Origin of the sequence: Marinicella gelatinilytica (assembly GCF_026410405.1) — a bacterium.
GTDB classification, from domain to species: Bacteria; Pseudomonadota; Gammaproteobacteria; order Xanthomonadales; family Marinicellaceae; genus Marinicella; species Marinicella gelatinilytica.
Window position 1 is genome coordinate 103,375 of the sequence record NZ_JAPMLN010000007.1, and the last position, 26,011, is coordinate 129,385.

19 protein-coding genes, 1 tRNA gene and 1 pseudogene are annotated in these 26,011 nt (G+C 44.2%); 14 read left to right on the plus strand and 7 right to left on the minus strand.

Annotated features, from left to right (window positions below; all coding sequences use genetic code 11):
• Positions 1–355: 355 nt before the first annotated feature.
• A complete protein-coding gene (locus OS173_RS06400) occupies positions 356–763 on the plus strand; it encodes a hypothetical protein (RefSeq protein ID WP_267183446.1) in 408 nt (135 codons plus the stop codon).
• A 51-nt stretch (positions 764–814) separates the two neighbouring features.
• Here the strand turns inward: OS173_RS06400 and OS173_RS06405 are convergent, their stop codons facing one another.
• Together OS173_RS06405 and OS173_RS06410 are read right to left on the minus strand one after the other, a co-directional pair.
• The gene (locus tag OS173_RS06405; protein WP_267183447.1) at positions 815–2,026 is read right to left on the minus strand and encodes a dihydrolipoamide acetyltransferase family protein; all 1,212 of its coding nucleotides are present in this window, start codon (positions 2,024–2,026) and stop codon (positions 815–817) included.
• Entirely contained in the window at positions 2,023–4,110 is a 2,088-nt protein-coding gene (locus OS173_RS06410; protein ID WP_267183448.1) for an alpha-ketoacid dehydrogenase subunit alpha/beta, read from the minus strand. The genes OS173_RS06405 and OS173_RS06410 overlap by 4 nt, the downstream gene beginning before the upstream one ends.
• Before the next feature lie 136 nt (positions 4,111–4,246).
• Here OS173_RS06410 and OS173_RS06415 point away from each other — a divergent pair, with 136 nt between their 5' ends.
• Complete coding sequence (locus tag OS173_RS06415) at positions 4,247–4,717, plus strand: Lrp/AsnC family transcriptional regulator (RefSeq protein ID WP_267183449.1); 471 nt, start codon at positions 4,247–4,249, stop codon at positions 4,715–4,717.
• 129 nt (positions 4,718–4,846) lie between these two features.
• Here OS173_RS06415 and OS173_RS06420 read toward each other — a convergent pair whose 3' ends face one another.
• Positions 4,847–5,779, minus strand: a complete 933-nt coding sequence (locus OS173_RS06420) for a M23 family metallopeptidase (protein ID WP_323373181.1) — start codon at positions 5,777–5,779, stop codon at positions 4,847–4,849.
• Between the two features lie 78 nt (positions 5,780–5,857).
• Here OS173_RS06420 and OS173_RS06430 point away from each other — a divergent pair, with 78 nt between their 5' ends.
• Genes OS173_RS06430 through OS173_RS06440 form a run of 3 tightly spaced genes read left to right on the plus strand, consistent with a single transcriptional unit; the run spans position 5,858 to position 8,735 of the window.
• Positions 5,858–6,991, plus strand: a complete 1,134-nt coding sequence (locus tag OS173_RS06430; RefSeq protein ID WP_267183450.1) for an NAD(P) transhydrogenase subunit alpha — start codon at positions 5,858–5,860, stop codon at positions 6,989–6,991.
• A complete protein-coding gene (locus tag OS173_RS06435) occupies positions 6,988–7,314 on the plus strand; it encodes an NAD(P) transhydrogenase subunit alpha (RefSeq protein ID WP_267183451.1) in 327 nt (108 codons plus the stop codon). Before OS173_RS06430 ends, OS173_RS06435 begins: the two co-directional genes overlap by 4 nt.
• The gene (locus tag OS173_RS06440; protein ID WP_456085704.1) at positions 7,314–8,735 is read left to right on the plus strand and encodes an NAD(P)(+) transhydrogenase (Re/Si-specific) subunit beta; all 1,422 of its coding nucleotides are present in this window, start codon (positions 7,314–7,316) and stop codon (positions 8,733–8,735) included. The genes OS173_RS06435 and OS173_RS06440 overlap by 1 nt, the downstream gene beginning before the upstream one ends.
• Before the next feature lie 10 nt (positions 8,736–8,745).
• Here OS173_RS06440 and OS173_RS06445 read toward each other — a convergent pair whose 3' ends face one another.
• A complete protein-coding gene (locus OS173_RS06445) occupies positions 8,746–10,278 on the minus strand; it encodes a sensor histidine kinase (protein ID WP_267183453.1) in 1,533 nt (510 codons plus the stop codon).
• Positions 10,275–11,627 (minus strand): alkaline phosphatase D family protein, encoded by a 1,353-nt coding sequence (locus OS173_RS06450; protein ID WP_267183454.1) that lies wholly within the window; start codon positions 11,625–11,627, stop codon positions 10,275–10,277. The genes OS173_RS06445 and OS173_RS06450 overlap by 4 nt, the downstream gene beginning before the upstream one ends.
• Before the next feature lie 193 nt (positions 11,628–11,820).
• On the opposite strand from OS173_RS06450, the gene OS173_RS06455 reads away from it, so the two are divergent.
• From OS173_RS06455 to pnp, 9 genes are all read left to right on the plus strand, one after another.
• A complete protein-coding gene (locus OS173_RS06455) occupies positions 11,821–14,874 on the plus strand; it encodes a TonB-dependent receptor (RefSeq protein ID WP_267183455.1) in 3,054 nt (1,017 codons plus the stop codon).
• A gap of 131 nt (positions 14,875–15,005) precedes the next feature.
• Positions 15,006–15,082, plus strand: a tRNA-Met gene (locus OS173_RS06460).
• Positions 15,083–15,357: 275 nt separating this feature from the next.
• The gene (gene rimP / locus OS173_RS06465) at positions 15,358–15,822 is read left to right on the plus strand and encodes a ribosome maturation factor RimP (protein WP_267183456.1); all 465 of its coding nucleotides are present in this window, start codon (positions 15,358–15,360) and stop codon (positions 15,820–15,822) included.
• Positions 15,819–17,300, plus strand: a complete 1,482-nt coding sequence (gene nusA, locus OS173_RS06470; RefSeq protein WP_267183457.1) for a transcription termination factor NusA — start codon at positions 15,819–15,821, stop codon at positions 17,298–17,300. The genes rimP and nusA overlap by 4 nt, the downstream gene beginning before the upstream one ends.
• A gap of 52 nt (positions 17,301–17,352) precedes the next feature.
• Positions 17,353–20,016: a translation initiation factor IF-2 gene (gene infB, locus OS173_RS06475; protein ID WP_267183458.1), complete on the plus strand. Its 2,664-nt coding sequence runs from the start codon at positions 17,353–17,355 to the stop codon at positions 20,014–20,016.
• Between the two features lie 9 nt (positions 20,017–20,025).
• Complete coding sequence (gene rbfA, locus OS173_RS06480; protein ID WP_267183459.1) at positions 20,026–20,394, plus strand: 30S ribosome-binding factor RbfA; 369 nt, start codon at positions 20,026–20,028, stop codon at positions 20,392–20,394.
• Positions 20,395–20,410: 16 nt separating this feature from the next.
• Positions 20,411–21,352: a tRNA pseudouridine(55) synthase TruB gene (gene truB / locus OS173_RS06485; RefSeq protein WP_267183460.1), complete on the plus strand. Its 942-nt coding sequence runs from the start codon at positions 20,411–20,413 to the stop codon at positions 21,350–21,352.
• Positions 21,353–21,506: 154 nt separating this feature from the next.
• A complete protein-coding gene (rpsO, locus tag OS173_RS06490) occupies positions 21,507–21,773 on the plus strand; it encodes a 30S ribosomal protein S15 (RefSeq protein ID WP_267183461.1) in 267 nt (88 codons plus the stop codon).
• A 108-nt stretch (positions 21,774–21,881) separates the two neighbouring features.
• Positions 21,882–23,981: a polyribonucleotide nucleotidyltransferase gene (gene pnp, locus OS173_RS06495; protein ID WP_267183462.1), complete on the plus strand. Its 2,100-nt coding sequence runs from the start codon at positions 21,882–21,884 to the stop codon at positions 23,979–23,981.
• A gap of 101 nt (positions 23,982–24,082) precedes the next feature.
• Here pnp and OS173_RS06500 read toward each other — a convergent pair whose 3' ends face one another.
• On the minus strand, positions 24,083–25,882 hold the full coding sequence (locus tag OS173_RS06500) for a choice-of-anchor D domain-containing protein (RefSeq protein WP_267183463.1): 1,800 nt from the start codon (positions 25,880–25,882) through the stop codon (positions 24,083–24,085).
• Positions 25,883–25,900: 18 nt separating this feature from the next.
• Positions 25,901–26,011 (minus strand): annotated as a pseudogene (locus tag OS173_RS06505) (IS30 family transposase); the annotation flags it as partial.

The window sequence follows — 26,011 nt, forward strand, 5'->3', positions numbered from 1 at the left end:
TTGAGTTTTTCAGTGTGGTGAATTTGCGCTAATTAAATGCCGTTTTTCCGGCGAAAATGACTGACCTATTGTACAAACTCTCAGGATTTTTTGTAGGCTTTGCCATATCTTTTGATAAAGGTATTATGTTTCGTGTCTCGAAATTAATTGTCGCTCTTAAAACATTTTATATCATGAAATTAGATTGAGCCTTAGTTGTGGCTTTGGAAGAGCGAATAAATGGTTTGATTGAAGAAAGCCTCCTTGTAAGCGCGCAGAGTAACCAAGTTCACAAAATACTTGCTTGTTAATAGCTATTTACAAAAAAGTAGCGGAGTTCTGCTAAAATAATATGCATTCATTTTAAGAGGCAGATATGACATTTTTCTTAATTATTACATTGTTGGTGCTGGGCTTTTTGGCGGCGGCGGAGCGTATTCAGGCCATGGCACCGGGAACCAAAGACTTAATTAGTTTCTTGAGACAGTCCGAAGGCTGGATTGGCATTGTATCCATTGTCCTGGGTATTATTTGGTTATTCCGGGTATTGCGTTGGATAAAATATTTTAATCTTTACTTGTTCTTAGGCTTGTTATCAGCTTTGGTAATGATTGCTTTGGGTTTTTTATATGCGCAAAACGTCTTACGTGGCTGGAGCAAAGACAATGCCTCAATCAACGATAATATTAATAAAGTCGTGGATAAATTGGCGCCAATCAAAGAGCCTTTGGGCATCGCTGCCATTGTGTTGGGTGTGGTTGATTTGTTGATGTATGTGTTTTAATTAACGAATTTTTTAATTATTCACAACAGCAAACTATTTTGGGAAGCCTGATTAGGCTTCCCAATTTTCAATATAGTCCTTAAAGAAACTTAAAAAGTCATTGGTGTGGTAAGCATCGAGGGCGCGGTGGTCGATGGTGAGGCTGACGTAGCCCATGGGTTTAATCGCCAGGGCATCTTCACCGTCGATTGTTTTTACCACCGGTCTTTTTTCAATTTTTCCTAAACCTAAAATCGCCACTTGCGGTTGGTTGATGATAATGGGTGTGGCCACCAAAGAGCCTGAGACGCCGTGGTTAGAGATGGTGAAGGTGCCGCCCTGGACGTCCGATTGCTGGAGCGCGCCGGTGCGGGCTTTGTCGGTCATCTCGGTGAGACCTTGAGCGATGTGTTCTAAATTTTTGCTTTCGCAATGCTTTAACACCGGCACAATCAAGCCGTCATCACCCAAAGCGGTGCCGATACCGATGTTAATGTGTTTAAACACTTCTAAACCGTGTTCGTGAAAACGGGCGTTGATTTTGGGTTGGTGCTGAATGGCCGCCGCTGTGGCAACCATAAAGTATGCGGTGTAGGTTAGTTTAATACCGCGTTGTTCAAAGGCTTTTTTGTGTTTTTTTCGGTGCGCCATAATACGGCTGAGATCAACATCAAAAACAGCGGTCACATGCGGTGCAGTTTGCACACTGTGTTGCATATGCTCCGCAATTTTGCGACGCATGGCTGTGTGTTTAATTAATTCGCTGGCGTTACTTTGTGCGGTATCTGATTCGGTTTGTTCGAGATAAGCTTTAATGTCACGACTGGTGAGGCGGTTGTTTTTACCGCTACCTGAGATTAGATTTGGGTTAATGTCGTGTTGAGACAAAAGACGCCGAACTGCGGGGCTCTTGAACTTAGAGGGGGGATGATCTAAGGGCCCCGCAGCCGGCGTGTTCTTTTGAGGAAAATCTGTTTTAGTTTCTTTTGGAGCAGATTTTTTTAAGTCTGTAAGGACTTCGTTCTCAGGGTTTGACCCAACCTCAGTGTTAATAGTTCCCAGAATTTTATTGTCAGAAGCCGTTTCACCCAATTCGACATGAATTGTGGTTAAAATACCTGTTGCAGGGGCGGTGATTTCCATCATTACCTTATCGGTTTCCAGCTCAATAATGGGCTCATCTTTTTGAACTCGGTCACCCACCGCTTTGAGCCATTCAGCCACTGTTGCCGTGGTGCCTTCGGTCTGCGCTTCGTCTAATGTGATGTCAATTGTTTTGCTCATATTTGGTCCAATTCAGTGATTTTTTCAGCAATGGTGTCGGTATTCGGTAAGGCAGCGGCCATCAGTTGTGGGTCATGGGGGTTGCCGATATCGGCCGTGGCCAGTCGTTCTATCGGCGCATCTAAATAGAAAAAAGCCTCATTGGCAAGCACGGCCGCAATTTCTGCGCCAAAACCGGCAGAAATATTATCCTCATGAACAATCAGGCAGCGGCCGGTCTTTTTGACCGAGTCTAACACCGCCTGTTTATCCCAGGGACGCAAGGTGCGCAAATCAATGAGCTCGGCATTGATGCCGGTTTGCTCGATGGCGCTTTGGCACATATGCACCATACCACCCCAACTGACAACGGTTATTCGGTCACCTGATGTGATGGTCTTGGCTTTGCCGAACGGAATAATAAACTGATCACCGGGATAAGGTCTTCGTGCCCAGCTGTGATCGAGCATTTTACGGTGTTCAAAGAAAATCGTCGGGTTATTATTGCGCAAGGCATAGCGCAATAATCCCACGGCATCTTCGGCGTTGGATGGCATTGCCACTTGCCAACCGATGGCATGCACCCATTTGACTTCTGCGCATTGCGAATGCCAGGGGTCGCCACAACCAAAATAACCACCGGCCATGCGCACAACCATCGGCGCGGCAAAGCGGTTATTGGTGCGCCATCGCATGGTGCCGGTGTCATTGAGTTGTTCTTCGGCGGGATCGGCATATTTTCTGAATTGAATTTCAGGTACGGGTAATAAACCGGCTAAAGCCATGCCCACGGAACGACCGATTATACCTTCTTCCGATAAAGAGGTATCAAACACCCGTTGTTCGCTGTGCTTATCTTGCAGACCTAAGGTTACGGCATGAACGCCGCCTTTGGCCCCGACATCTTCGCCAAATACCAGCATTTTGTCGTTATGGCTTAATTCAAAGTCAAGGGTTCGGCGAATTGCAGTGACCATATTGATACGACCTGGTTCGGCAATGATTTCTTCACTGGCCGGTGGGAATGTCGGTTTATTAAGATGGATGCCACCTTGTTGTTGCAGTTCTTTATTGCCCTGGTGGTCCTGTTCACTGAATGCATGGCGGGTGATGGTTTTGGTGTCACCGTAAGGTTGCTCATCCACTTGTTGATAAACTTTATAAACGGCCTCTTTAGTTTCTTGTTCCAGGTTGTCCCATGATTCTGCGGTGAGGATATTTTGTTTGTGTAAATAGGCTTTGAGTTTAGGTAAAGGATCATGCTGTTGTTCAAATTTAATTCGTTCTTCGCTTTTGTAGCCTTGGGTGTCTTGCGCGGAATGGCCGTTGAGTCGCGGCACAGTGAGACGCAACAGGACCGGCTTTCGCTCCCGGCGAACATAATCATTGGCCTGTTGAATTAAGTCTGCCGCCACTTGCGGCTGGGTGCCGTCACCGGAAAATAGTTTAATGCCCTTAAAACTTTCTAAATTGCTGACGATGTTACCACCGGGTGTTTGAAAGCTCGATGGCACAGAAATCCCGTAGCCGTTATCTTCAATGTAGAAAAACATCGGTAAGGACAAGGTGGTGGCCATGGTTAAAGCCGACCAAAAACCATTGGTGGCCACCGAACCGTCACCACCCAATACCAGGCCGATGGCATCATTCCATTCATTGTTTTTCAAGTGATTACGGTGGTATTCAACCGCTTGCGCCCAGCCGGCGATGGGTGTGTATTGCGCGCCGACCCCGCCAGACATGGGTAACACGCAAGCGCCATCATGATTGGGTTGGTTAAACACCACGCCAATGTCCCGACCATCGGAAAAACCACCCTGACGCATCATACTGGCCTGCAGGCATTGCTCCACTTCGATGCCCATCGACAGTAATAAGGGGCGTGAGCGGTAGTAACCGGAAACTGCGTCTTTTTTTGCAGTCAGAATTTGTGCCAGTAATATCTGCGCCATGTCATGGCCGCGCGCAGAGAATTGATACAAGACCTTTTTTTGTTTCACCAGATCATATTCTTCCAGATCATCTAAAGCGCGAGATGTGAGCAAGGTTCTGGCGGTGTGATGCCAGTCGACATGAGAAAAGGTATTGGATTGTTGGGCTTGCATAGGGTAAATAAGTGAAAAAGGGTAAACTATTATCTCTTAATTGTTGGCAAATATGTTTGCTCATTTTGCGCTAATACGATTAAATAAGGATAATAAATTCTGAAACTTTGCTTTTGTAGCAATATAATTTCAAGCTATGGATAAATACGACAGAGAAATTCTAAAGGTTTTGCAGTCTGAAGGCCGCATTTCAAATAAAGACCTGGCAAAGCAGGTGGCCTTATCACAAGCACCCTGTTGGCGGCGTGTCAATGCCCTGCAAAAGTCGGGTTTAATTAAAGGTTATACGGCCATTGTTGATCAGGAAAAAGTTGGCTTAAATATCACCGCCTTTGCACAAATCACACTGGATAACCATCACCCGGAAACGGTGCAACATTTTGATCAGGGTATTCAGCAGTGGCCTGAAATTTTAGAATGCCATGCCACCAGTGGCGAATATGATTACTTACTTAAAATCGTGACCCGTGATATGAATTCTTATAATCATCTGATTTATGACAAGATTTTAACCTTGCCGTCGATTCGCTCCGTCAATACCAGCTTTTCCATGCAGCAGAAAAAAAGAACCTCGCACCTGCCGATTAGTGATGATGATTTTAAGTAACTATATTGGTTAGTTTTGATTGTGTAAGTCTGTTCTCAATGACACTGGATGCCGTTCCGCGACGGCAAATAAGTTATGTTCTTAGCCCTTATCGGCGCAGGCCGGTAGCCAGCGTCTTTGAGTGGTATGTTAATCCAGCCAACCCGGCATCGGTTGTTTGATCTCGCCGTTGGGGTATTGTAGTTTGAACGGTACTGCAATGAGATGATGGTTTTGGTTAATTTGAATGGCAAAATGTAGATGCGGGCCGGTGGAAAAACCGGTGTCTCCGGACTCGGCCAGTTTTTGACCGGCTTTCACCCGTTGACCGTTACCGACCACCACCGATTCTAATTTTAAATGGGCGTATAGCGCCATGCTGCCATCGTCATGGGCAATGCGCACAAAATTATTACGAAATAAATTCTTCTCTTCGGTTCCGCCTTTAATAAAGTCTTCGGCATAATCCATGACCACACCATCACGGGCAGCCACCACCTCGATGCCTTCGGCCAACGGGATATCAATGGCGTATTTGTTTTGATCGTCGAAATGACTGAAGGTGCCGGCAAAGCCTTGTGAAATAAAGGCATCACCAACGGCGCGATAGGGTAAGCGGTAGGCATAATCGGCATCATAAGCGGGATTATTTTGACCCAAGCGATAAGAATATTGATAAGCATAGGACCAGCTTTTATTGTCTTGTACGGGTTCAATGGTGCCCAAATAGTAATCGGTGGTGGCGGGCACATCATAGGTTTTCGGCCACGGCGGATCACTGTGCGCGTTCACTGCTTTGGTCATTTCAATGTGCAGAGATATCGGGCCGTGATAAGGGTTGACCGCATATAACAGGGGCATGCGGTCGGTGCCACGGTTAACCACCGTGGCTTTGGGGCGGCTGTCCTCTACGCGAACTTGCCAGCTATCATAATCCTTATCTGTGCTGGGTTTTTTGTCGCTATAATGGATAATCCCGTCTTCATCCACATGCTTGTAGAACTTCTTAGCAGTGGCTGGTATTGTGATGAGACAGCTGCCAATACAAACCAGTAAAGTGAATATTAAAATAAATTGTGGCATCAATAAAAAGTTAAAAAGTAGTTAAGGATTTTTTGCTATACTGTTGAACCGTTACAGGCTGAACAGGTGAACACCATTATGACCATTACGGTTGGATTTGTAAAAGAAAATGCAGTTAATGAATCGCGGGTGGCGGTGGTACCGGAAACGGCGACCAAAATGCTGGCCCTGGGCTGGCAGGTTTTGTTTGAACCTGATGCCGGTTTGGCCGCCGGATTCCCGGATGACCATTATCCCGAAACCTGCCAAATCGCTAAAAATCGTCACGAGGTGCTGGCGGCTGCCGATATTCTGGTGTCGGTGAATGGCTTAAATGAAACCGATTTACCCCATATCAAACAAGGTGCCGTGGTCGTTGGTATGGTATCACCCTATTCGGAACAACAACGTTTTGTTCAAGCAGCAGAAAATAAGCTCACTGTATTTTCAATGGAATTGATTCCGCGTATTACCCGCGCACAAGCGATGGATGTCTTATCATCGCAAGCCGCCGTAGCCGGTTATAAAGCAGTCTTGTTAGCGGCCGGTGAAGCGCCACGTTTTTTCCCCATGCTCACCACCGCCGCCGGCACTATTCGTCCGGCTCAGGTGTTGGTGATTGGTGCCGGGGTCGCCGGATTACAAGCCATTGCCACGGCCAAGCGGTTGGGCGCCAACATCACCGGTTATGATGTCCGTCCTGAAACCGTGGAACAGATTAAATCCCTGGGCGCTAAGTTTTTAGACTTGGGTGTTAAGGCCGTGGGTGAAGGTGGTTATGCCCGGGAACTGACCGCAGAAGAAAAGCAAACGCAACAGGATAATCTGGCTGAGCATCTGAGAACAGTCGATGTCCTGATTACCACAGCCGCCGTGCCGGGACGACCGGCCCCGGAAATCGTCAGTCAAGTCATGGTGGACAATATGAAGCCGGGCAGTGTTATTGTTGATTTGGGTGCCGAAGGCGGCGGTAATTGCGCGCCGACCAAAGCCGGTGAAACGGTGATGGTGGGACAGGTTAAGGTGATTGGCCCGGTTAATTTACCGGCGACAGTGCCGTTACATGCCAGTGAGATGTATGCGCGAAATATATGGAATTTGTTGAACATAATGCATCAGGAAGGCGAATTTAGTCTTAATTGGGAAGATGAAATTTTGGCCGGTGCGGTGGTCACGCGTGACGGGCAGGTGGTGCATGCCACTGTTAAACAAGGTTTGGGAGAACAATCATGATTGATGGCTTTATTGCTTTATATATTTTTACATTGGCCGCAATTTTAGGTTTTGAAATAATTTCAAAAGTTCCGGTGGTGTTACACACGCCTTTAATGTCCGGATCTAACTTTATTCACGGCATTGTTTTGGTCGGTGCCATGATTGCGTTGGGTCATGCCGACACCACCTTAGAAAAAACCTTTGGTTTTATCGCCGTTTTTTTAGGGGCCGGCAACGCCGCCGGTGGCTATGTGGTGACTGAACGGATGTTGGAAATGTTTAAACCGCGGGTTAAAAAGACCGATACCACCAATGACAATAATGAAGGAGATCAATCATGATGGATTTCATTCACGATTATCTGCCTGTGGTCATTAAATTGGCCTATTTTGTGGCCGCCATTTTATTTATCACCGGCTTACGGCGCATGAGTAAACCGGCCACTGCACGCGGTGGCATTGTGTGGGCCGGTGTCGGTATGTTGCTGGCCACCGTGGTGACCTTTTTATTACCGGATATGCACAATATGGTGCTGATGTTGGCAGCGCTGATCTCTTCGACCCTGATTGCCTGGGTGATTGGTAAAAAAGTACCGATGACCGATATCCCACAGATGGTGGCCTTGTACAACGGTATGGGTGGTGGTTCGGCGGCCTTTATCGGTATGATTGCGCTGTTCAATGGCATGGATCATGTGGTGGCGTGTGAAGCCGGTTTGGCGATGAATCCCCATGATTGCATGTCCGGTGTGACGTTATGGTTTGCACTGGCCGGGGTGTTAATTGGCGGTGTGTCATTAACCGGTTCCATGATTGCTTTTGGCAAATTACAGGGTTGGATCGATAAACGCTATGCCTTCCCCGGGCAACAAATTTTTAATGCCATCGTGGCTGTGGTTACGGTTGCTTTGGGTATCTATCTGACCATCGATATGAATCCCACAGTGATTTGGCTGTTTTTCGCTTTGTCCTTATTATTGGGCTTTTTGATGACCTTACCCATTGGCGGTGCCGATATGCCGGTGGTGATTTCTTTGTACAATGCCATGACCGGTTTGGCGGTGTCGTTTGAGGGCTTTGTGTTGCAAAATGAAGCCATGATTATCGCCGGTATGTTGGTGGGTGCCGCCGGTACCCTGTTGACCAAACTCATGGCCAAAGCCATGAACCGTAAACTCAGTGCAGTGCTGTTTAAAACCATGGGCGCCGGCAGTGGTGATGCCATTGACGGTGATATGAAAGAAATCGAAGCCCAGGATGCCGCCATTCAAATGGCCTTCGCCGATCGGGTGATTATTGTGCCCGGTTACGGCATGGCCGTGGCACAAGCGCAGCACAAGCTCTGGGAAATGACTGAAATACTGCTCGATCGTGGCGTCGATGTGAAGTTCGCCATTCATCCGGTGGCCGGTCGTATGCCCGGGCACATGAATGTATTGCTGGCCGAAGCCGGCGTGCCCTATGATTTAATCGAGGACATGGAAGACATTAATTCGCAATTCCATCAAACCGATGTGGCCTTGGTGATTGGTGCCAATGACGTGGTGAATCCGGTCGCGAAAACCGACCCGCAAAGCCCGATTTACGGCATGCCCATCCTGCACGTTGATGAAGCCAAAAATTCCATCGTTATTAAACGCGGCAAAGGCACCGGCTTCGCCGGCATCCAAAACGCGCTGTTCTTTGCCGACAACAACCGAATGTTGTATGGCGATGCTCAGGATGCGATCAGTCGCTTGATTCAGGGATTGAAAGCACTATGATGAACCTGAATTAGTCTTGATCTAGATTAAAATCAATCCTAAAAACGTGGTTGCCGTTGATGTGGTGGTATGTGAGTCGCGCATGATTATCGTGGCAGAGTTGACGGCAGATGTGAAGACCGAGTCCGGTGCCGCGGTTATGGGTGGTGAAGAAAGGTTCAAACAGATTTTTTTGGGTGCTGGTTTTTAAAGGTTCCCCAGAATTTTTAAAGTCGATGCGGTTGTTATGAACGCTGATGGTAACACCACCACTTTTCCCGTGTCGAAGGGCATTACTGCCTAAATTCCAGAGTACTTGTTGTAGATGTTTGGAGTCAAAATGTATGGTTTTGTCCTGAGGGCAGATGATATGTATGGATTTGGCTTCACCCAAGCCTTGAACAATAAGCTCTTGTTTGAGTTTTTTCAGGGCGGGGAACAAGGGTTGCTCCTCAGGTTTTGCCGTACTGCGCCGCGACATGGCCAAAATATCTTCAATAATGTGGTTAGCGCGTTCTGTTTGATTGGTGATGATGTTGGCAATTTGCCGGTCTTCATCATATAAGTGTTCAGATTGAGCCAACAGCTCTGAGGCGGTACTGATGGCTGCCAGAGGATTGCGGATTTCGTGGGCTATAGAACTGGAAAGTTTCCCCAAAGAGGCTAAATTTAACTGTTGAGCGGCCTTTTTTAAAAAACTGGAATCTTCAATAAATAACACCCCAAAATTTTTAACCGTGTTCAGCTTTGTTTTACGAATGTACAAGTCCAGACCTTGGTCGCTGTGATAGATCTGACTGTCTTGTTTTTGTTCAATGTGTTCAATGATGGCATCCGGAATAAAAAACAATTCATCGTCATTCAATAAATTTTTCGCAGCTTGATTGGCATGTAAGACAACATAATCATGTTGATAGACAATTACACCTTGAGACATCTTTTCAATAATGACTTGGTTCATATTTTCCAGACCACTGATGGTTTTGCGTTGGCTTTTATACAAATGAACCGTGCTGGCATAGGATACAGATTGTCGAATGCCGAGTAAGGCAATTAAAAAATATGCCAATGCATGTAGCAATAAGCTGGATTGGCTGACAGTGGCCTGGGATGAAAAGTCAATGACTTCGGGCATAAACCACAGTAAAGCGGTGGCTGTAAACGGAGCCATTAGTATGTTCATCGGTTTACGGTATAACATGGCGGCCGAGCCAATGGGTAAAACCGCCAAAATGGCCAAGCCTTGCGCAAAACCGTTACTGCCATAAGCCATGTAGATTAAAAACAGTAAATCCACAAACAGCATGATTTTGCTGATAATAATAACCACCTTTTGTGGCATTAAGAAGGTGGATAGCATCACCCATATTGATAAACCTAAATAGGTATTGACCACCCAGAAAACGCTCGGATGAAAGTAGTCTACTTGATAAAAATTATCCACCCAATGATCATTCACCAGCATGTAAAAAAATAAGCCGGCGAATAGTCTGAATAAATTAAGGTAGCGCAGATTTTTGCGTTCTATCTGCGCTATTTTTTCAATGTCCTTTGCTTTCGTCATTCAGCGTCAGTATTTACCTGAGAGTAACTTAATACACTACTCTTAATTTGCTTACGCCAATACTCCTGGCCATTGACACCCAATACTTTGATCTCTAAACGTCGGTCTTTACGAGGGCCTGAGAAACTAATTTTGCAATAGTTACGTTCTCCGACCAGCGTGTCGTCAACCAATCGTGGATTTTTACTGATACTATCCAAGGCATCAATGTGGGTGCCGGCAGTCAGTGGTGAGCAGGTTAGCTCGTATAACGGGTAAGCGCCATCACGATTTGCTCTTAATAATTCGGTGTGGTGTTTGTCTCCACTGAGCATCATGACGCCGGAAATTTTTTGATCATTTAACCATTGTAAAAATGGTTCACGTTCATATCGGTATTTGTCCCAACCGTCATATTTATGGTAATTATTCAGCATTTGTCCACCGCCGACGATAAATTTAAAAGGTGCTTTGCTGGTTAGTAATTGATTTTTCAGCCAGTTGAGTTGTTTTGTGCCGTAATAGGCTTTGTCTGCGCCATCTATTTTATTCTCGTGATCTCGGTAATAGCGGTTGTCTAATAAAAAGAAATCAACATCATTAAAGCTGACCTTAGTATAAACACCCGGGTTATCGGGCATGCCGTAACTTGGGTTCGCCCAAAAATGTTTAAAAATAGCCAGAGCCTGTTCTTTAAATACGAAACTCTTGGTTGAATTGTCAGGGCCGTAGTCATGGTCATCCCAGGTTGCGTAATTGGCGAATTTTTGAAAAATAGGTTGTAAATAAGGGAAGCTTTTGTGCCTTAACACCCGATAAAGCATGCTTTGTTCAGCATCAAAATCCACTTCACGGTAATACCAGTTATCACCAAGCCACAACATCATATCTGCCTCTTCTGTGGCGATTTGGTCAAAAATTTCATATTGACCGCCATAAGGCTCGCCGGATCGGTCATAGATGCCTTCGTTTTCGAAATTGCATGATCCGGTAATAATCTCAAAGTCAGGTGGATCAGTGCGCCATTGCCACAGTGTTTGGGTGGTGAGTTGATAAATTGCACCATCATTGACCACTTCACCATTAAACAATAATTGATAACGATAGCTTGTACCGGGTTCTAAACTGGATAGTTTGAATATATGGCTTTGACCATAGTTATTATCCACTTGTGCAGAAATTTTTTGACTGTTGTCACGATCATTATGAACCCAGTATTCAATACCCAGTGTGCCAGCGTCAGGCGCTTGTGCCCAGATATTTGCTGCGCGAAGTGCAACGTGCCCCAACATCGGTCCTGCAGGTAATTTTGCGGCAAACGTGGGGGCTGTTAATAATAGCGTGATAAGTAATGTAATTAATCTGAGCATATTCTTTTTCTCTGTTATTTTAACGGAATCTTCACAAAAACCTTTTACCATAGCGGCGCATGTGAGAAAATACCGCGAGGTTTTTTCTAAAAGCGACAAAATTATAGCGTGATTTAAAAACTAACTTCTGTTATGTTTATTATTAGATTGGCGCTTAATTGAGTCATTATGTTAATTTAAATAGGGTTTTGCAATGAGAAATTTGAAACTAAATAAATGGGTATTGGCAGCATTGGTGATGCTGATGGTTCCCTTTGGTGCGACCATGGCCCAGGAAACAGCGGCATCCATGAATGGTACCATCGTTGATTCTGATGGTAATCCACTGGCCGGTGCTGAAGTGGTTGTTAAGCATGAGCCAACCGGTCAAGTAAAAACCATCACAACGTCAGATGGCGGGCGCTATTCATTCCGCGGTTTACGAGTGGGTGGACCATATGTGATTGAAGTCAGTAAAAGCGGTTTTTCTACTGCTGAAGAAGGCAACATCTACATTAAATTGGGTGAAGATCGTGCCATTAATGCGGTATTGGTAGAAGATGCCATTGCTTTAGACAGCGTAAAAGCCGTCGGTGTGGCTGCACAATCAGCGACCTTCAACCCTGATAATATGGGCTCCGGTTCAAGCTTTACACAAGAACAGCTCACTAATTTACCGACCGTTGAGCGCGATATACAATCGTTTTTACGGTTAGATTCAAGAATTAATATTTTGGACAATGCCCGTGGTATTTCTGTTTCCGGCGCTAACAATCGCTTCAATAACATCTCTATTGATGGTGTTGGTATCGGCGATCCATTTGGCCTGGAAGCCGGTGGCTCACCCGGTTTGTCACAGCCTTTCTCATTGGATACCATTGAGCAATTGAATGTTCAATTATCACCTTATAACGTGACATTGGGTAATTTTACCGGCGCCAACATTAATGCCGTAACCAAATCCGGTACCAATGAATTCACCGGCCGCGTTTCACTTTTTTATGGTAATGAAGATTTGCAAAGAGAAGATGACCCTTTTACCAATGAAATCTATTCGTTAGCAACCGGTGGTCCAATCATAAAAGATAAATTATTCTTCTTCTTGGCCTATGAAAAAGAAGAATATACGCGTGATGCGAGAGATTCAGGTGTAAATATCGCTGAAGCACAAGAAGTGGCAAGTATTGCCAGTTCAAGATGGAACATGAATCCTGGTGTTTTATCTGCACCCGGTGATTTGGTGACTGAAGAAGAGTCTGTGTTATTGAAATTGGACTGGAATATTAATGATTACCACCGTGCCTCTTTTAAATACCAACAAAATGAAGACGTATTACCTAATTATGCTGATTTTGGTGGCAATGAAATTTCTTTCAGTTCTCACTGGTATAGAAATACCTATGAAAATACATCTTATAACTTAAACTTATATTCTGACTGGACAGCAAACTTTTCTACTGAAATTAGATATTCTACTTCTGAGTTTGATAAAGCACCGGGCGTCAATGCCAGATTACCTGAAGTACGCGTAACAGTACCTTCTGGTAATGTGTACTTAGGTACTGAGCAAAGCCGTCATGCCAATGAATTAAATGTTAAAACAGACAACTTTTATGCGGCAGGTAATTATTTCAGAGGGAATCACACCTTTACTTTTGGGGTTGATTGGAGAAAGCAAGACATCCATAACATTTATATTCGTCATGCTTTAGGTACGTATGAATTTGCTAGCATTGATGATTTTGCGAATGGTATACATGACTATTACCAAGTGAATTTAGGTGTTGATCCAAGTAACCCATTCCCAGCAGCTGATTGGAAATGGTCGAACACGGCGTTTTTCGTTCAAGACAACTGGGCCGCCACTGATCGTTTAACTTTGCAGTATGGTTTGCGTTATGACACCCCCGATGTGGATGATAAACCGCGTTATAACCAAGATTTTTATGATGCCTATGGTTTTGCCAATAATAACGTTTTAAATGAAGGTGTATGGCAGCCACGTATCGGCTTCAATTATGATATGTCCGATGAGCGATATATGCAATTGCGTGGTGGCGTCGGTATTTTCTCGGGCGGCATGCCGAATGTTTGGTTATCTAACTCATACACCAATACCGGTGGTGATACCGTTAACTACACCAGTGAAGCCGGTGATGGCAATGGTGTTATTTTCTCTCCAGATCCTGATAACCAACCTACATTTGCCGGTTATGCCCGACAAAATGTCGATGTGTTAGATCCGGACTTTAAATTACCTACGGTACTGAAATCTAATATCGCAGTTGATGTTGAATTACCCTGGTATGGTTTAATCGCTTCGGCTGAATTGGAATACACCAAATACCAAGATGAAATTCATTATATGCATTTGAACTTAGGTGAGCCAACTGGTGTTTTACCAGATGGTCGATTGTCTTATTATGCGGACCCTTACCAATTGAGTGGTCGTCGAGCTAATTCAAATTCTGACTTTAATGACATTCATTATTTGACCAACGCGGATGGCGGATCAACCAAAAGCGCAACCTTTAGTTTAGAGTTGCCACAAAATGAACACTGGCATGCCAAAGCATCTTATACATTTACAGATGCCACAGCTGTTTCAAACGGTTCATCCAGTACCGCTGGTTCTAACTGGGGTTACAATCCAACCATTAATCCTAATCAGCCGTTGATTGGTACATCTTCTTACGAGATAGAAAATGCTTTCACCGCTTACGTGAATTACCAAAATATGTTCTTTGGTGACAACATTACCAATATTGGTTTAGTGTGGATTTCGCAAGATGGTGAAAACTTCTCTTATCGTTTTAGAAATGACGTGAATGGAGACGGTCGTGATACCAACGATTTGGTTTATGTGCCAATGCCGGGTGAGTACATGATGACTGATCCTGCTGATCAAGCGGCTTTTGAAGCACACTTAGCGGCCACCGGATTAGATCGTTACCGTGGTCAAATCGCTCCGAAAAATGGCTTTAAAGCACCACGTATCAACACTTGGGACCTGAATGTTTCACAAGAGTTACCTGCATGGGGACCGGTTCGTGCATCGTTGTTCTTTAACATTAAAAATTTAGGTAATTTGCTAAACAGTGACTGGGGTCAAATCTACACCGGTTACTATAAAGGTGAAGCCGCTTATGAATTAGACAGCATATTGGATGATGGTACTTATGTCGTTGATTGGAGACGTCCTTACTCTTTGAGTAACCGTCCTGATTCTCAATGGCGTGCTCAATTGGGTTTCCGTTTAGATTGGTAACCCCTGTTTAATAACGCACTATAAAGGGCGGTCAGTGACTGCCCTTTTTTATGCTAGTGACTAAATAAATATAAATTCAGTTTTACAGTTGCAAATGAAGATTTTTATAGTAGAATAGCTCGTCTTGATGATGCGGGGTGGAGCAGTCTGGCAGCTCGTCGGGCTCATAACCCGAAGGTCGTAGGTTCGAATCCTACCCCCGCAACCAAATTGATTTAGCAAAAAATCAGGCTCCAAGTGGAGCCTTTTTTATTGCTTATCGTGGGTTAACGTGATGGCTGATTCAATGCAATGCCATTTATATTCCCGCAACCCTTGCATCTGCTGATTTATCAGCATCCATCAACTTATCAGCAGCTGCAATGTGGCGCTGGTGGTGTGCCTTTATTAAGTTACATATCGACAGACAATCACCAGAAATTATGTATGCATGGCTGAGTAATTAATTCATGAAATTATTTGCGCCATTGGTGTTATTCAAATATGAAACAGAAACAATTAACAGAAATTATTCAACCGGTGGTTGAAGACTTAGGCTTTGTGCTGTGGGGTATCGACTATATGCCACAAAAATCCGGTGCTTTGTTGCGTGTATATATCGATCATGAACAGGGCATTTCCGTGGATGATTGTGCGGATTGTAGCCGAGAAATATCGGCGGTCATGGAAGTGGAAGATCCCATCAGTAGTGCTTATGTGTTAGAGGTTTCTTCACCAGGTTTAGACAGGGTTTTATTCGATGCTGAACAGTTCAGTCAATATTTGGGTGATCAGGCAAAAGTTAAGTTAGCACAACCAGTAAATGGTTCGCGTAAAATAACCGGTTATATTAAATCAGTCAATCAAGATGAAATCACATTAGTGAATGAAGCCGGTGAATACACGTTTATAATGAGTAATGTGATGAAAGCACGCTTACAACCGCAGTATGACGGAGTACAAAAATGAGCAAAGAAATTTTATATGTTGTCGACAGTGTTTCGAATGAGAAGGATGTCGATCGGGGTGTTATATTTGGTGCCTTAGAAGCCGCCCTTGCCATGGCAACCCGTAAAGACCATGACGAAGACATTGATGTGCGTGTGTCCATTAATCGTGATACCGGTGAATATGACAGCTTTCGCGTGTGGACGGTTGTAGAAGATGAGGATTTAGAAGAGCCGGCACGCGAAATTACACTAGAAGAAGCCCATAAAACGGACCCGGACTTAGCCGTGGGTGATACCATTGAAGAGCAATTGGAGTCAGTGTCTTTTGGCCGGATCTCTGCACAAACCGCGAAACAGGTGATCATTCAAAAAGTCAGAGAGGCTGAGCGGTCAAAAGTTGTTGAAACCTATGAAGATCGCATTGGTGAGGTGTTATCAGGTATTGTTAAACGGGTAGAACGCGGCCATGTATTTATTGATGTGGGCGGCGGTGTAGAAGCCATCGTGCCACGTGAACACGGTATTCCCCGAGAAAACATTAAAAATGGAGACCGTCTTAAAGGACTGTTGGTTGAAGTAAACACCTTAAATCGAGGACCGATATTAACCCTGTCACGTCGTGATCCGCGGTTTATGATTGAATTGTTTAAAATTGAAGTTCCTGAAATCTCACAGGGGTTTTTAGAAATTAAAGGCGCAGCCCGAGATCCGGGTCAACGTGCTAAAATTGCGGTCTTTTCCCACGATAGAAAACTAGACCCGATTGGTGCCTGTGTTGGTATGCGTGGATCACGCGTTATGTCAGTGGCCAATGAATTAGGCGGTGAGCGCATTGATATCATTTTATGGGATGAGAATCCGGCTCAATTTATCATCAACGCCATGGCCCCGGCTGAAATCGAATCGATTGTCGTAGATGAAGAAAAAAACACCATTGATGTGGCTGTTGATGAAAGTCAATTATCACAGGCCATTGGCCGAGGTGGACAAAATGTTCGACTTGCCAGTGAGCTAACAGGCTGGGAAATAAATGTATTAACCACCGGTGAAGCGGAAGAAAAGAATGAAGCTGAAGCCATGTCTTACGTCAAAGAATTTGAAGATAAACTGGATGTGGATGAAGACATGGGGATTTTGTTGGTGCAAGAAGGTTTCACCAGCGTCGAAGAAATCGCCTATGTGGATCGTTCTGAGTTATTAAATATTGATGGCTTTGAAGATGATTTGGTTGATGAGTTGCGCGGCCGAGCCCGTGATGCCTTATTAACGCAGTTAATTGCCAGAGAAGAGCAATTAGAAGACAACAAACCGGCTGATGATTTATTGGGCTTATCACTAATGACTGACAAGCTGGGTTATGATTTGGCTGATAAAGGCATTAGAACCCGGGATGATTTAGCCGATTTGGCCACTGATGAATTGATGGCGATTTCTGAATTGGATGAAGATGCCGCATCAAAATTAATTATGGAAGCCAGAGAGCACTGGTTCGAATAAGTGAGATTGCTGATATTTTCACTATCTCAAATAAACAACAGGAGACACATATATGTCAGATGTAACAGTTAAACAACTTGCTGAAGTCTTAGGAATTACCGCTGAAAAGCTAATGGAACAGCTTAAAGCGGCCGATATTCCTGCGAAATCAGAAACCGATACCATTGATAATGAATCCAAAGTTAAATTATTGGAGTTCTTACGTGGTTCTCACGGTAAAGACAAGAAAAGCCTGTCTCCGCGTAAAAAAGTGGTGCTTAAGAGAAAGTCAAAGGAAGTACTAACGGTGGCCAGTGGTTCAGGTATTTCTAAGACCAAAAATGTCAACATTGAAGTCAAAAAGAAAAAGCGAAGCACCGCACCAAGCCAATCAGAAATGGCGGAAATTGAGCAGGAACGTGATGCGGCTCGACGGGCACTTGAAGAACGACGTCAGCAATTAAAAGCCGAAGAAGAGGCTAAAAACAAAGCCGAACAAGAAAAGCGAGAAGCAGAAGAAGCCGAAAAACGTGAAGCTGAAGAACGTGCTAAACAAGAAGCCGCGGAACAAGCCTCAGAAAACGACACAGATTCAGATGTGGTTGATGAAGATTCGGCTGAACCGGAAGAATCTCAGGAGGAGTCTGATTCCTCTGCAGAAGTTGCTGACGATGATGAGGAAAAAGAACAATTAACTGAAGCGGAAAAAGAAAAACAACGCCGCGAACAAATGGTTAATATGCAAGTTCAAAAAGCAGTCACTGAACGCGCTAATCGTAAACGCAAAGAAGCAGAAAAACCTGCCTCAAAAGGCCGTAAAGGTAAAGGTCGAGGCGCAGATACGGAAGACACACGTTACGGGCGTAAACAATTACACGTTAAAGGTCAAAAAGGACAGAAAGGTCGGATCAATAAAAAAGTGACCACTTCAGCCAGTGAATCCCACGGATTCCAGAGACCGGCGGCACCGATGGTTAAAACAGTGGCGATACCTGAGCACATTACTGTGGCGGACTTAGCGAAAGAATTGTCTATTAAAGCCAGTGATATTATTAAAGTGCTCATGAACATGGGTATGATGGTGACCATTAATCAACCTTTAGACCAAGACACAGCGATTTTAGTGGTGGAAGAATTAGGTCATAAAGCGGAAGAAGCGGTTGTCCAAAGTAAAACTGAAAAGTTAAAAGAAGAAACTGAAAAGGATGTTGATGAGTCTGAGGCAGAAACCAGACCACCTGTGGTTACCGTCATGGGACATGTGGATCATGGTAAAACATCGTTACTTGACTACATTCGAAAAACCAAAGTAACCGGTGATGAGGCCGGTGGTATTACCCAGCATATTGGTGCTTATCATGTGAAGACACCTAAAGGTGTTGTTTCGTTTATTGATACACCGGGTCACGCGGCTTTTACCGCCATGCGTGCGCGTGGAGCTCAAGTAACGGATTTGGTTATTTTGGTGGTGGCCGCTAATGACAGTGTTATGCCGCAAACCAAAGAAGCCATAGAACATGCCAAAGCGGCCGGTGTACCATTGATTGTGGCAATCACTAAAATGGATTTAGCCGAAGCCAATGTGGATCGGGTTAAACAAGATTTGGCCGGCCATGAAGTGGTGCCGGAGGATTGGGGCGGAGACACACAGTTTATAGAAGTGTCAGCGCATACCGGTCAGGGTATTGACGAACTTTTGGAAGCCATCTCTCTGCAAGCGGAACTGATGGAACTTACCGCAGTTAAAAACACCTCAGCCACAGGTATAGTGGTGGAATCATCCTTGGATAAAGGCCGTGGTCCGGTGGCCACAGTGTTGGTTAAAGGCGGCACCTTGAAAAAAGGTGATATGATTTTATGCGGTGAAGAGTTTGGCCGAATCAGAAGTTTAATTGATGAAAATGGTCAAGAAATAGAATCTGCCGGTCCTTCGATTCCGGCAGTGGTTTTAGGTCTTTCAGGTGTACCTCTGGCCGGTGACGAATTTTTAGTGGTAAAAAACAAAAAAGAAGCCCGAGATGCCGCCCAAGAGAACCGAGAAAAAGAACGAGAAACCCGATTGAACCGACAGCAAGCAGCCAAGTTAGAAAACTTGATGTCTCAAATGGGCAAAGAAGAGCGGCTGATTGTTAATATTGTGGTTAAAGCTGACGTTCAAGGCTCAGTTGAAGCGCTAAAAGATTCTTTAGAAAGTATTTCCAATGATGAAGTGGATGTCAGAGTGATTGCCTCAGGTGTAGGTGGAATTAACAATGCCGATGCTCAATTGGCAGCCGCTTCCAATGCCATTATCATCGGTTTTAATGTACGCGCTGATAAAGCTTCTCGTGAAACCATTAAAGAAAATGATTTAGATTTACACTATTTCAGTATTATTTACGAAGCCATCGACGAAGTCAAATCCGCTGTAACCGGTGTGTTGGGTACTGAAACTAAAGAGAAAATTCTGGGTACAGCTGAAGTGCGTGATGTCTTTAGATCATCGAAGTTTGGCACCATTGCCGGATGTTTGGTATCAGAAGGCGTTGTTAAACGTGATAACCCAATCCGAGTTTTGCGCGATAATGTGGTTATTTTTGAGGGTGAATTAGAATCATTGCGTCGTCATAAAGATGATGTTAAAGAAGTTCAATCTGGGACTGAATGTGGTATTGGTGTGAAACAATACAAAGATGTTCAGCCCGGTGACCAAATTGAATGTTATGAACGTTATGAAGTTCAAAAAACCTTAGATTAAGGCATTATTATGGGACACAGAGAATTTACCAGAAGCGATCGAGTGGCGGCGCAATTGCGCCGCACCTTGAGCACTGCCATACATCAAAATTTACCTGATGAGGACACCTCATTTATCACCATTTCAGATGTTGAAGTGACACGTGATTTGTCAGTCGCCACTGTTTACATTAACACCCTACATCCGGAACAGAAAAAATTGGCATTAGATACGCTAAAGGACAATATACCGGCGCTGCGTAAAGTAATGGCATCAGAGTTGCACAGTCGAAAAATACCTGAATTGCGATTCAAATATGACGCCTCATTAGAATATGGCCGTAAAATGGAAGATTTGATTAAACAGGCACGTGCCAGTGATCCTGAACAAGACGATTAATTAGGTTAGCATCTTTATGAGTCGCCGCGGCAGTCGTCACAAAAACTTCACCGATGTGCACGGTATTTTATTGGTTGATAAACCAGCGGGTATCACCTCAAATCAAACCCTACAAAAAGTTCGCCATTTACTCAAAGCCAACAAAGCCGGTCACACCGGTAATTTAGACCCGATGGCCACCGGACTACTGCCTTGTTGTTTTGGGGATGCCACTAAAGTCGCTGACTTAATGATTAATGCTGATAAAGCATATCAAGCCACAGCCGTGCTGGGCGCGCAAACTGATTCCGGTGATGCCACCGGGTCAATACAATTGCAAAAACCGGTACCGGTTTTGGATGCGCAAAAGATTCAGTTCGCCTGTAATCAATTGATGGGTGACATTCAACAAATACCACCGATGTATTCAGCACTTCACCACAAAGGTCAGCGTTTATATGATCTGGCTCGACAAGGCATTGAAGTCGATCGCCCGGCGAGAAAGGTAACCATCTATAAATTCGAGTATGTTAGCAGCCATAAAGACAAGCAGCTACAAACAGTGACTTTTAATGTGCATTGTTCAAAAGGTACTTATATTCGGACATTAATAGAAGATTGGGCGATCAAGTTAAATACATTGGCTCACCTGAATGCCTTACGAAGAACCCAAAGCGGAATATTCAAAGCCGACCAAATGCAAACCCTTGCGCAGCTTGAATCAAGTCAAAATCCACATCAATATTTATTGCCTGCGGATGCTGCGCTGACCGAATACCCTGCGATACAATTAAATAAACAACAAGCCACAGACTTAATCCATGGTAAACAAACAGCGGTCAATCAAGACACCGGTATGCACCGATTATATGATGATGCCGAGTTATTTATGGGTATGGGCAAAGTCTTTAATAATCATTTACGGGTGCATAAGTTGTTTATGAAATCTTATCAACAAAGCCTCGCTCAGCGTCAATAAAAACCACATATTCAAGGCGAAGCAAAATCACCACAAAAGCTTGTTTTTAACAGCTTTAGCCATTAGAATACGCGACTTATCTGAGCGGTACGAACAGTCTGACGGCCACTCGGTTTTATTCATGGGAGAATACTCCCCTTCAACGAGACAACACATGATTACAGTTGAACAAAGACAAGATATTATCAAAGAATACAAAACAAGTGAGAATGATACCGGTTCACCGGAAGTTCAAGTGGCGCTGTTAACTGCCCGCATTAATAACTTAGCAACTCACTTTAAGTCCCATAAAAAGGACATTCATTCAAGACGCGGGTTGTTGAAACTCATTAACCAACGTCGAAAATTGCTGGCTTATACCAAGCGTAAAGATGCCGACAGATACCAAAATCTGATTCAGCGTCTTGGCTTACGTCGATAAGATTGGCACAAACCCCCGTAAGGGGGTTTTTTGTGGGTTCAAGGGAACCCGCAACGTAAGAGATGAGAAAATTAACAGGCCAATTTAAGTAGGTCAGGAAGAGAAAAAGTGAATAAACATATTAAACAATTTCAGTATGGTCGCCATACCGTAACCATTGAAACCGGTGAGATTGCACGTCAAGCCACCGGTGCCGTTAAAATCAGCATGGGAGACACCGTCTTATTGGTCACCGTGGTCGGAAAAAAAGAAGCTGATCCAAACCAAGGTTTTTTCCCGTTAACGGTCAATTACCAAGAGAAATTTTACGCTGCCGGCGCCATCCCGGGTGGTTTCTTCAAACGTGAAGGCCGTCCAACTGAAAAAGAAACCCTGATTTGTCGCTTGATTGACCGACCGATTAGACCATTATTTCCAAATGGTTTTAAAAACGAAGTGCAAGTCATTGCGCAGGTTATGTCTTTTGACAAGGACATTGATTCTGATATTCCGGCGTTATTGGGTGCTTCTGCCGCTATAGCCATTTCCGGTATTCCATTTAACGGCCCAATTGGTGCTGCCAGAATTGGCTTCCAGGATGGTGAGTATTTATTGAACCCATCATTAGAACAATTAGAATCATCACAATTGGACTTAGTGGTTGCAGGCACAGACAAAGCTGTTTTGATGGTTGAATCAGAAGCTGATTTATTGACTGAAAAACAAATGTTAGGTGCTGTTAGTTATGGCCATGAACAAATGCAAGTGGCCATCGACGCCATTAAAGAACTTCAAGACGAAGTGGGTAAACCCAGTTGGGACTGGCAAGCGCCGGCTGCTGATGAAGGTTTACTAAATGCTATTTCGACTGAGTTTGGCAGTGACATTGAAGCGGCATTTGCGAACCAAGAAAAAGAAGCGCGTTATAATGCCTTAGCGCAATTGCGTGATAATGTGATTAATCACTTTTGTCCAGAGGCTGAAGAAGAGCCCAAATACGCTGCTAAGGAAGTTGCCGAAGCCTTGGGTCAATTAGAGAAAAAACATGTACGTGGTAAAATCATTTCCGGTGCCAAGCGTATTGACGGACGTGATAAAGACCAAGTTCGTCCGATTAGCGTTGAAGTTGGTTTCTTACCGCGCGCCCATGGGTCTGCTTTATTCACACGCGGTGAAACTCAAGCCATCGTCACCACCACGTTAGGTACCGGTCGTGATGCCCAATTAATTGACGGCATTGAAGGTGAAACTAAAGACAGCTTTATGTTGCATTACAACTTCCCGCCATTTTGTGTGGGTGAAGCCGGTTTTATGGGTGGTCCAAAACGACGAGAAATTGGTCATGGTCGTCTGGCGAAACGTGGCTTAATGGCTGTGGTTCCTAATGAAGATGATTTCCCTTATGTGAAACGCATTGTTTCTGAAATCACTGAATCAAATGGCTCCAGTTCAATGGCTTCAGTCTGTGGTTCATCATTATCTATGATGGATGCCGGTATTCCTTTAAAAGCACCGGTGGCCGGCATTGCCATGGGCTTGATTAAGGAAGGCGATGATTTTGCCGTTTTATCTGATATCCTTGGTGATGAAGATCACTTGGGTGATATGGACTTTAAAGTGGCCGGTACTGAAGATGGTATTACCGCTTTGCAAATGGATATTAAAATCGAAGGCATTACCGCGGAAATCATGGAAATTGCTTTGCATCAAGCCACTGCCGGCCGTCAATTTATTTTGGGCGAAATGAATAAAGTCATTTCATCACCACGTGAAGAAATGTCGGCTTATGCACCCCGACTTGAGACCATTCAAGTCAATCCGGATAAAATCCGTGATATTATCGGCAAAGGTGGCGCCACCATACGCGCTTTGACTGAAGAAACCAATACCACCATTGATATTGATGATAACGGCACCGTGACCATCGCCTCTATCAATCAAGAAGACGGTGATTTGGCGAAAAAACGCATTGAAGATTTAACCGCCGAAGTTGAAGTGGGTGCTGTTTACGAAGGTAAAGTCGTGAAAATTATGGATTTTGGTGCTTTTGTAAACTTATTGCCCGGTCAAGACGGCATGGTGCATATTTCTGAAATCTGTCACGAGCGAGTCGCTAAGGTTACCGATAAAATGTCAGAAGGTGACGTTGTTCGGGTAAAAGTCTTAGAAGTCGATAAACAAGGCCGAGTACGCTTGTCCATGAAGGCTCTGGAAGACAAACCAGAATAAATATAGCCGTTTATAAGGTTAAAAAAACCCGCCAAATGGCGGGTTTTTTGTGAGAAAATTTTATTAATATGCTTAAACTATTTTAGATCCTTTCCGTGTAATTAGTTGGTTATTCGTCGTCTTGAAAATAGTCCTAAACCCGCCATCATCAGTATTAGCAAGCCAATTCCAAAGTTATTAATGATGGGAACCTGAACAGCCTGTTGATTACTGCTACCTCGAATTGTCAAATTATTCGGGCTGGATATTGCGTTACTGACAATCTCGATGCTGTCAGTAAAATTACCTGCTAATGACTGTGGTAAAAACTCGATCAATAAATCACAGCTCTGATTGGGTGATAAAGTAACAGGTAGGGCTAAACAAGTACCGCCAATAATTGAAAAGGGTGCATTTGGTGAAGAAATAGAATTAATTATCAAATTGCCTGAGCCGCTATTGGTTATTGTTACCGCTGAATTATCTGAGTTATTCATAGCCACAAATCCAAAATCCAGATCATTTGTGGACAATATAATATCAGCCCGGACACCATTGGCCAGTAAATCAACCGAATCGGGATTACTTAAGGCGTTTGAGGGAATATCAATTTGAGCTATACGAGCACCTAATGCTGATGGCGTAACGACAACATCGACCTGACAGGTATTTGCTGGTGCTATTGTCTGGTTAGAACAACCATCTGTAACCATGGTAAAGTCACCACTGTGACTGCCTGTTAGAGCTAAAGTACCAACAGTTAAATCACTACCACCGGTGCTTTCAATGATGAAGCTCTGGGTATTGCTGGTGGTGCCGATTTCTACATCAGCAAAATCAATGGATGACGAGGACATTGTTAGTCCGGCTTGTACGCCATTGGCCAGTAAATCAACCGAATCGGGATTACTTAAGTCATTTGAGGGAATATCAATTTGAGCTGTGCGAGCGCCTAACGCCGAAGGTGTCATGACAACAACAACCGAGCAGGTGTTTGTTGGTGCTATTGTCAGGTTAGAACAACCATCTGTAACCATGGTAAAGTCACCATTATGGCTGCCTGTTAAAACCAATGTGCCTAAATTCAAATCAGTGCCACCGGTATTTTCGATGATAAAATTCTGTATACTGCTGGTTGTTCCAACCTCAATATCACCAAAGTCTATGGATGCTGTAGACAATGAAACCTCAGGGTCACCTGCAATAAAGCCCGAGCGGACATTGTCTATACCAATCATGTCATCTGCAAAGCCAAGCCGCCACGCAAGGAAATTGACAAAGCCGGTACCACCTAAGTCGGCGTTACTGGTACAAGTGGTCGGATTGTCACAGTTATCAAATGATTGTGAGGCAATAACTGCTCCGTTATCATCCAAGACAGACATTAAAACCGTGCTATTATCTGTTGGGTTGCTGCCTTTAAAATAATCGACCCTAAAAGTATACCAACCGGTGGTGGTTAAAGTGACAAGTTGTACCCCTCTGGCACGGACTGAAAATCCAGCGCTTGGATTGGGCGCTAATATGCCAAATCGACTTTCAGTGTTCCAATCATAATTTGTTCCGTCTGAATTTGATGCAACAAAGTCAACAGACACCCGACCACTGGCGACAGCTGGCCAGCTGGTATCTAAATAAACATCAACAGATTGAAAGAAATCATTGCCTGGATAGGGTGATAGTCCACCAAAAACCGAAGCGCCACCGCCACCGTAATTATTTTGTGAGTAATCCGCATCATCGTTATTGACCTGGGCATAATAAGAGCCATCCGGTGCGGTTAATGCCAGTGGACCGCTGCCTGATTGATAGCGGTCAATACCTGCGGTTGAATAATACCAGCCACTGGCGTCTGTTTCAAAACCTTGGTGATAAGGTGTGATAGCTAAGGATTTGCTCGATATTGTGTTTCTTGAATTCAAGTAATAAGTGCAATTTAATCATGCAGCAAGTAAATCGACTTGCTGCCCCATAAATAATTCATTCGGAGATTTCCCGCCTCTTGTTTTCCGTGGTCTGTTATTCAGGCAATCCATTACGTGTTCTATTTG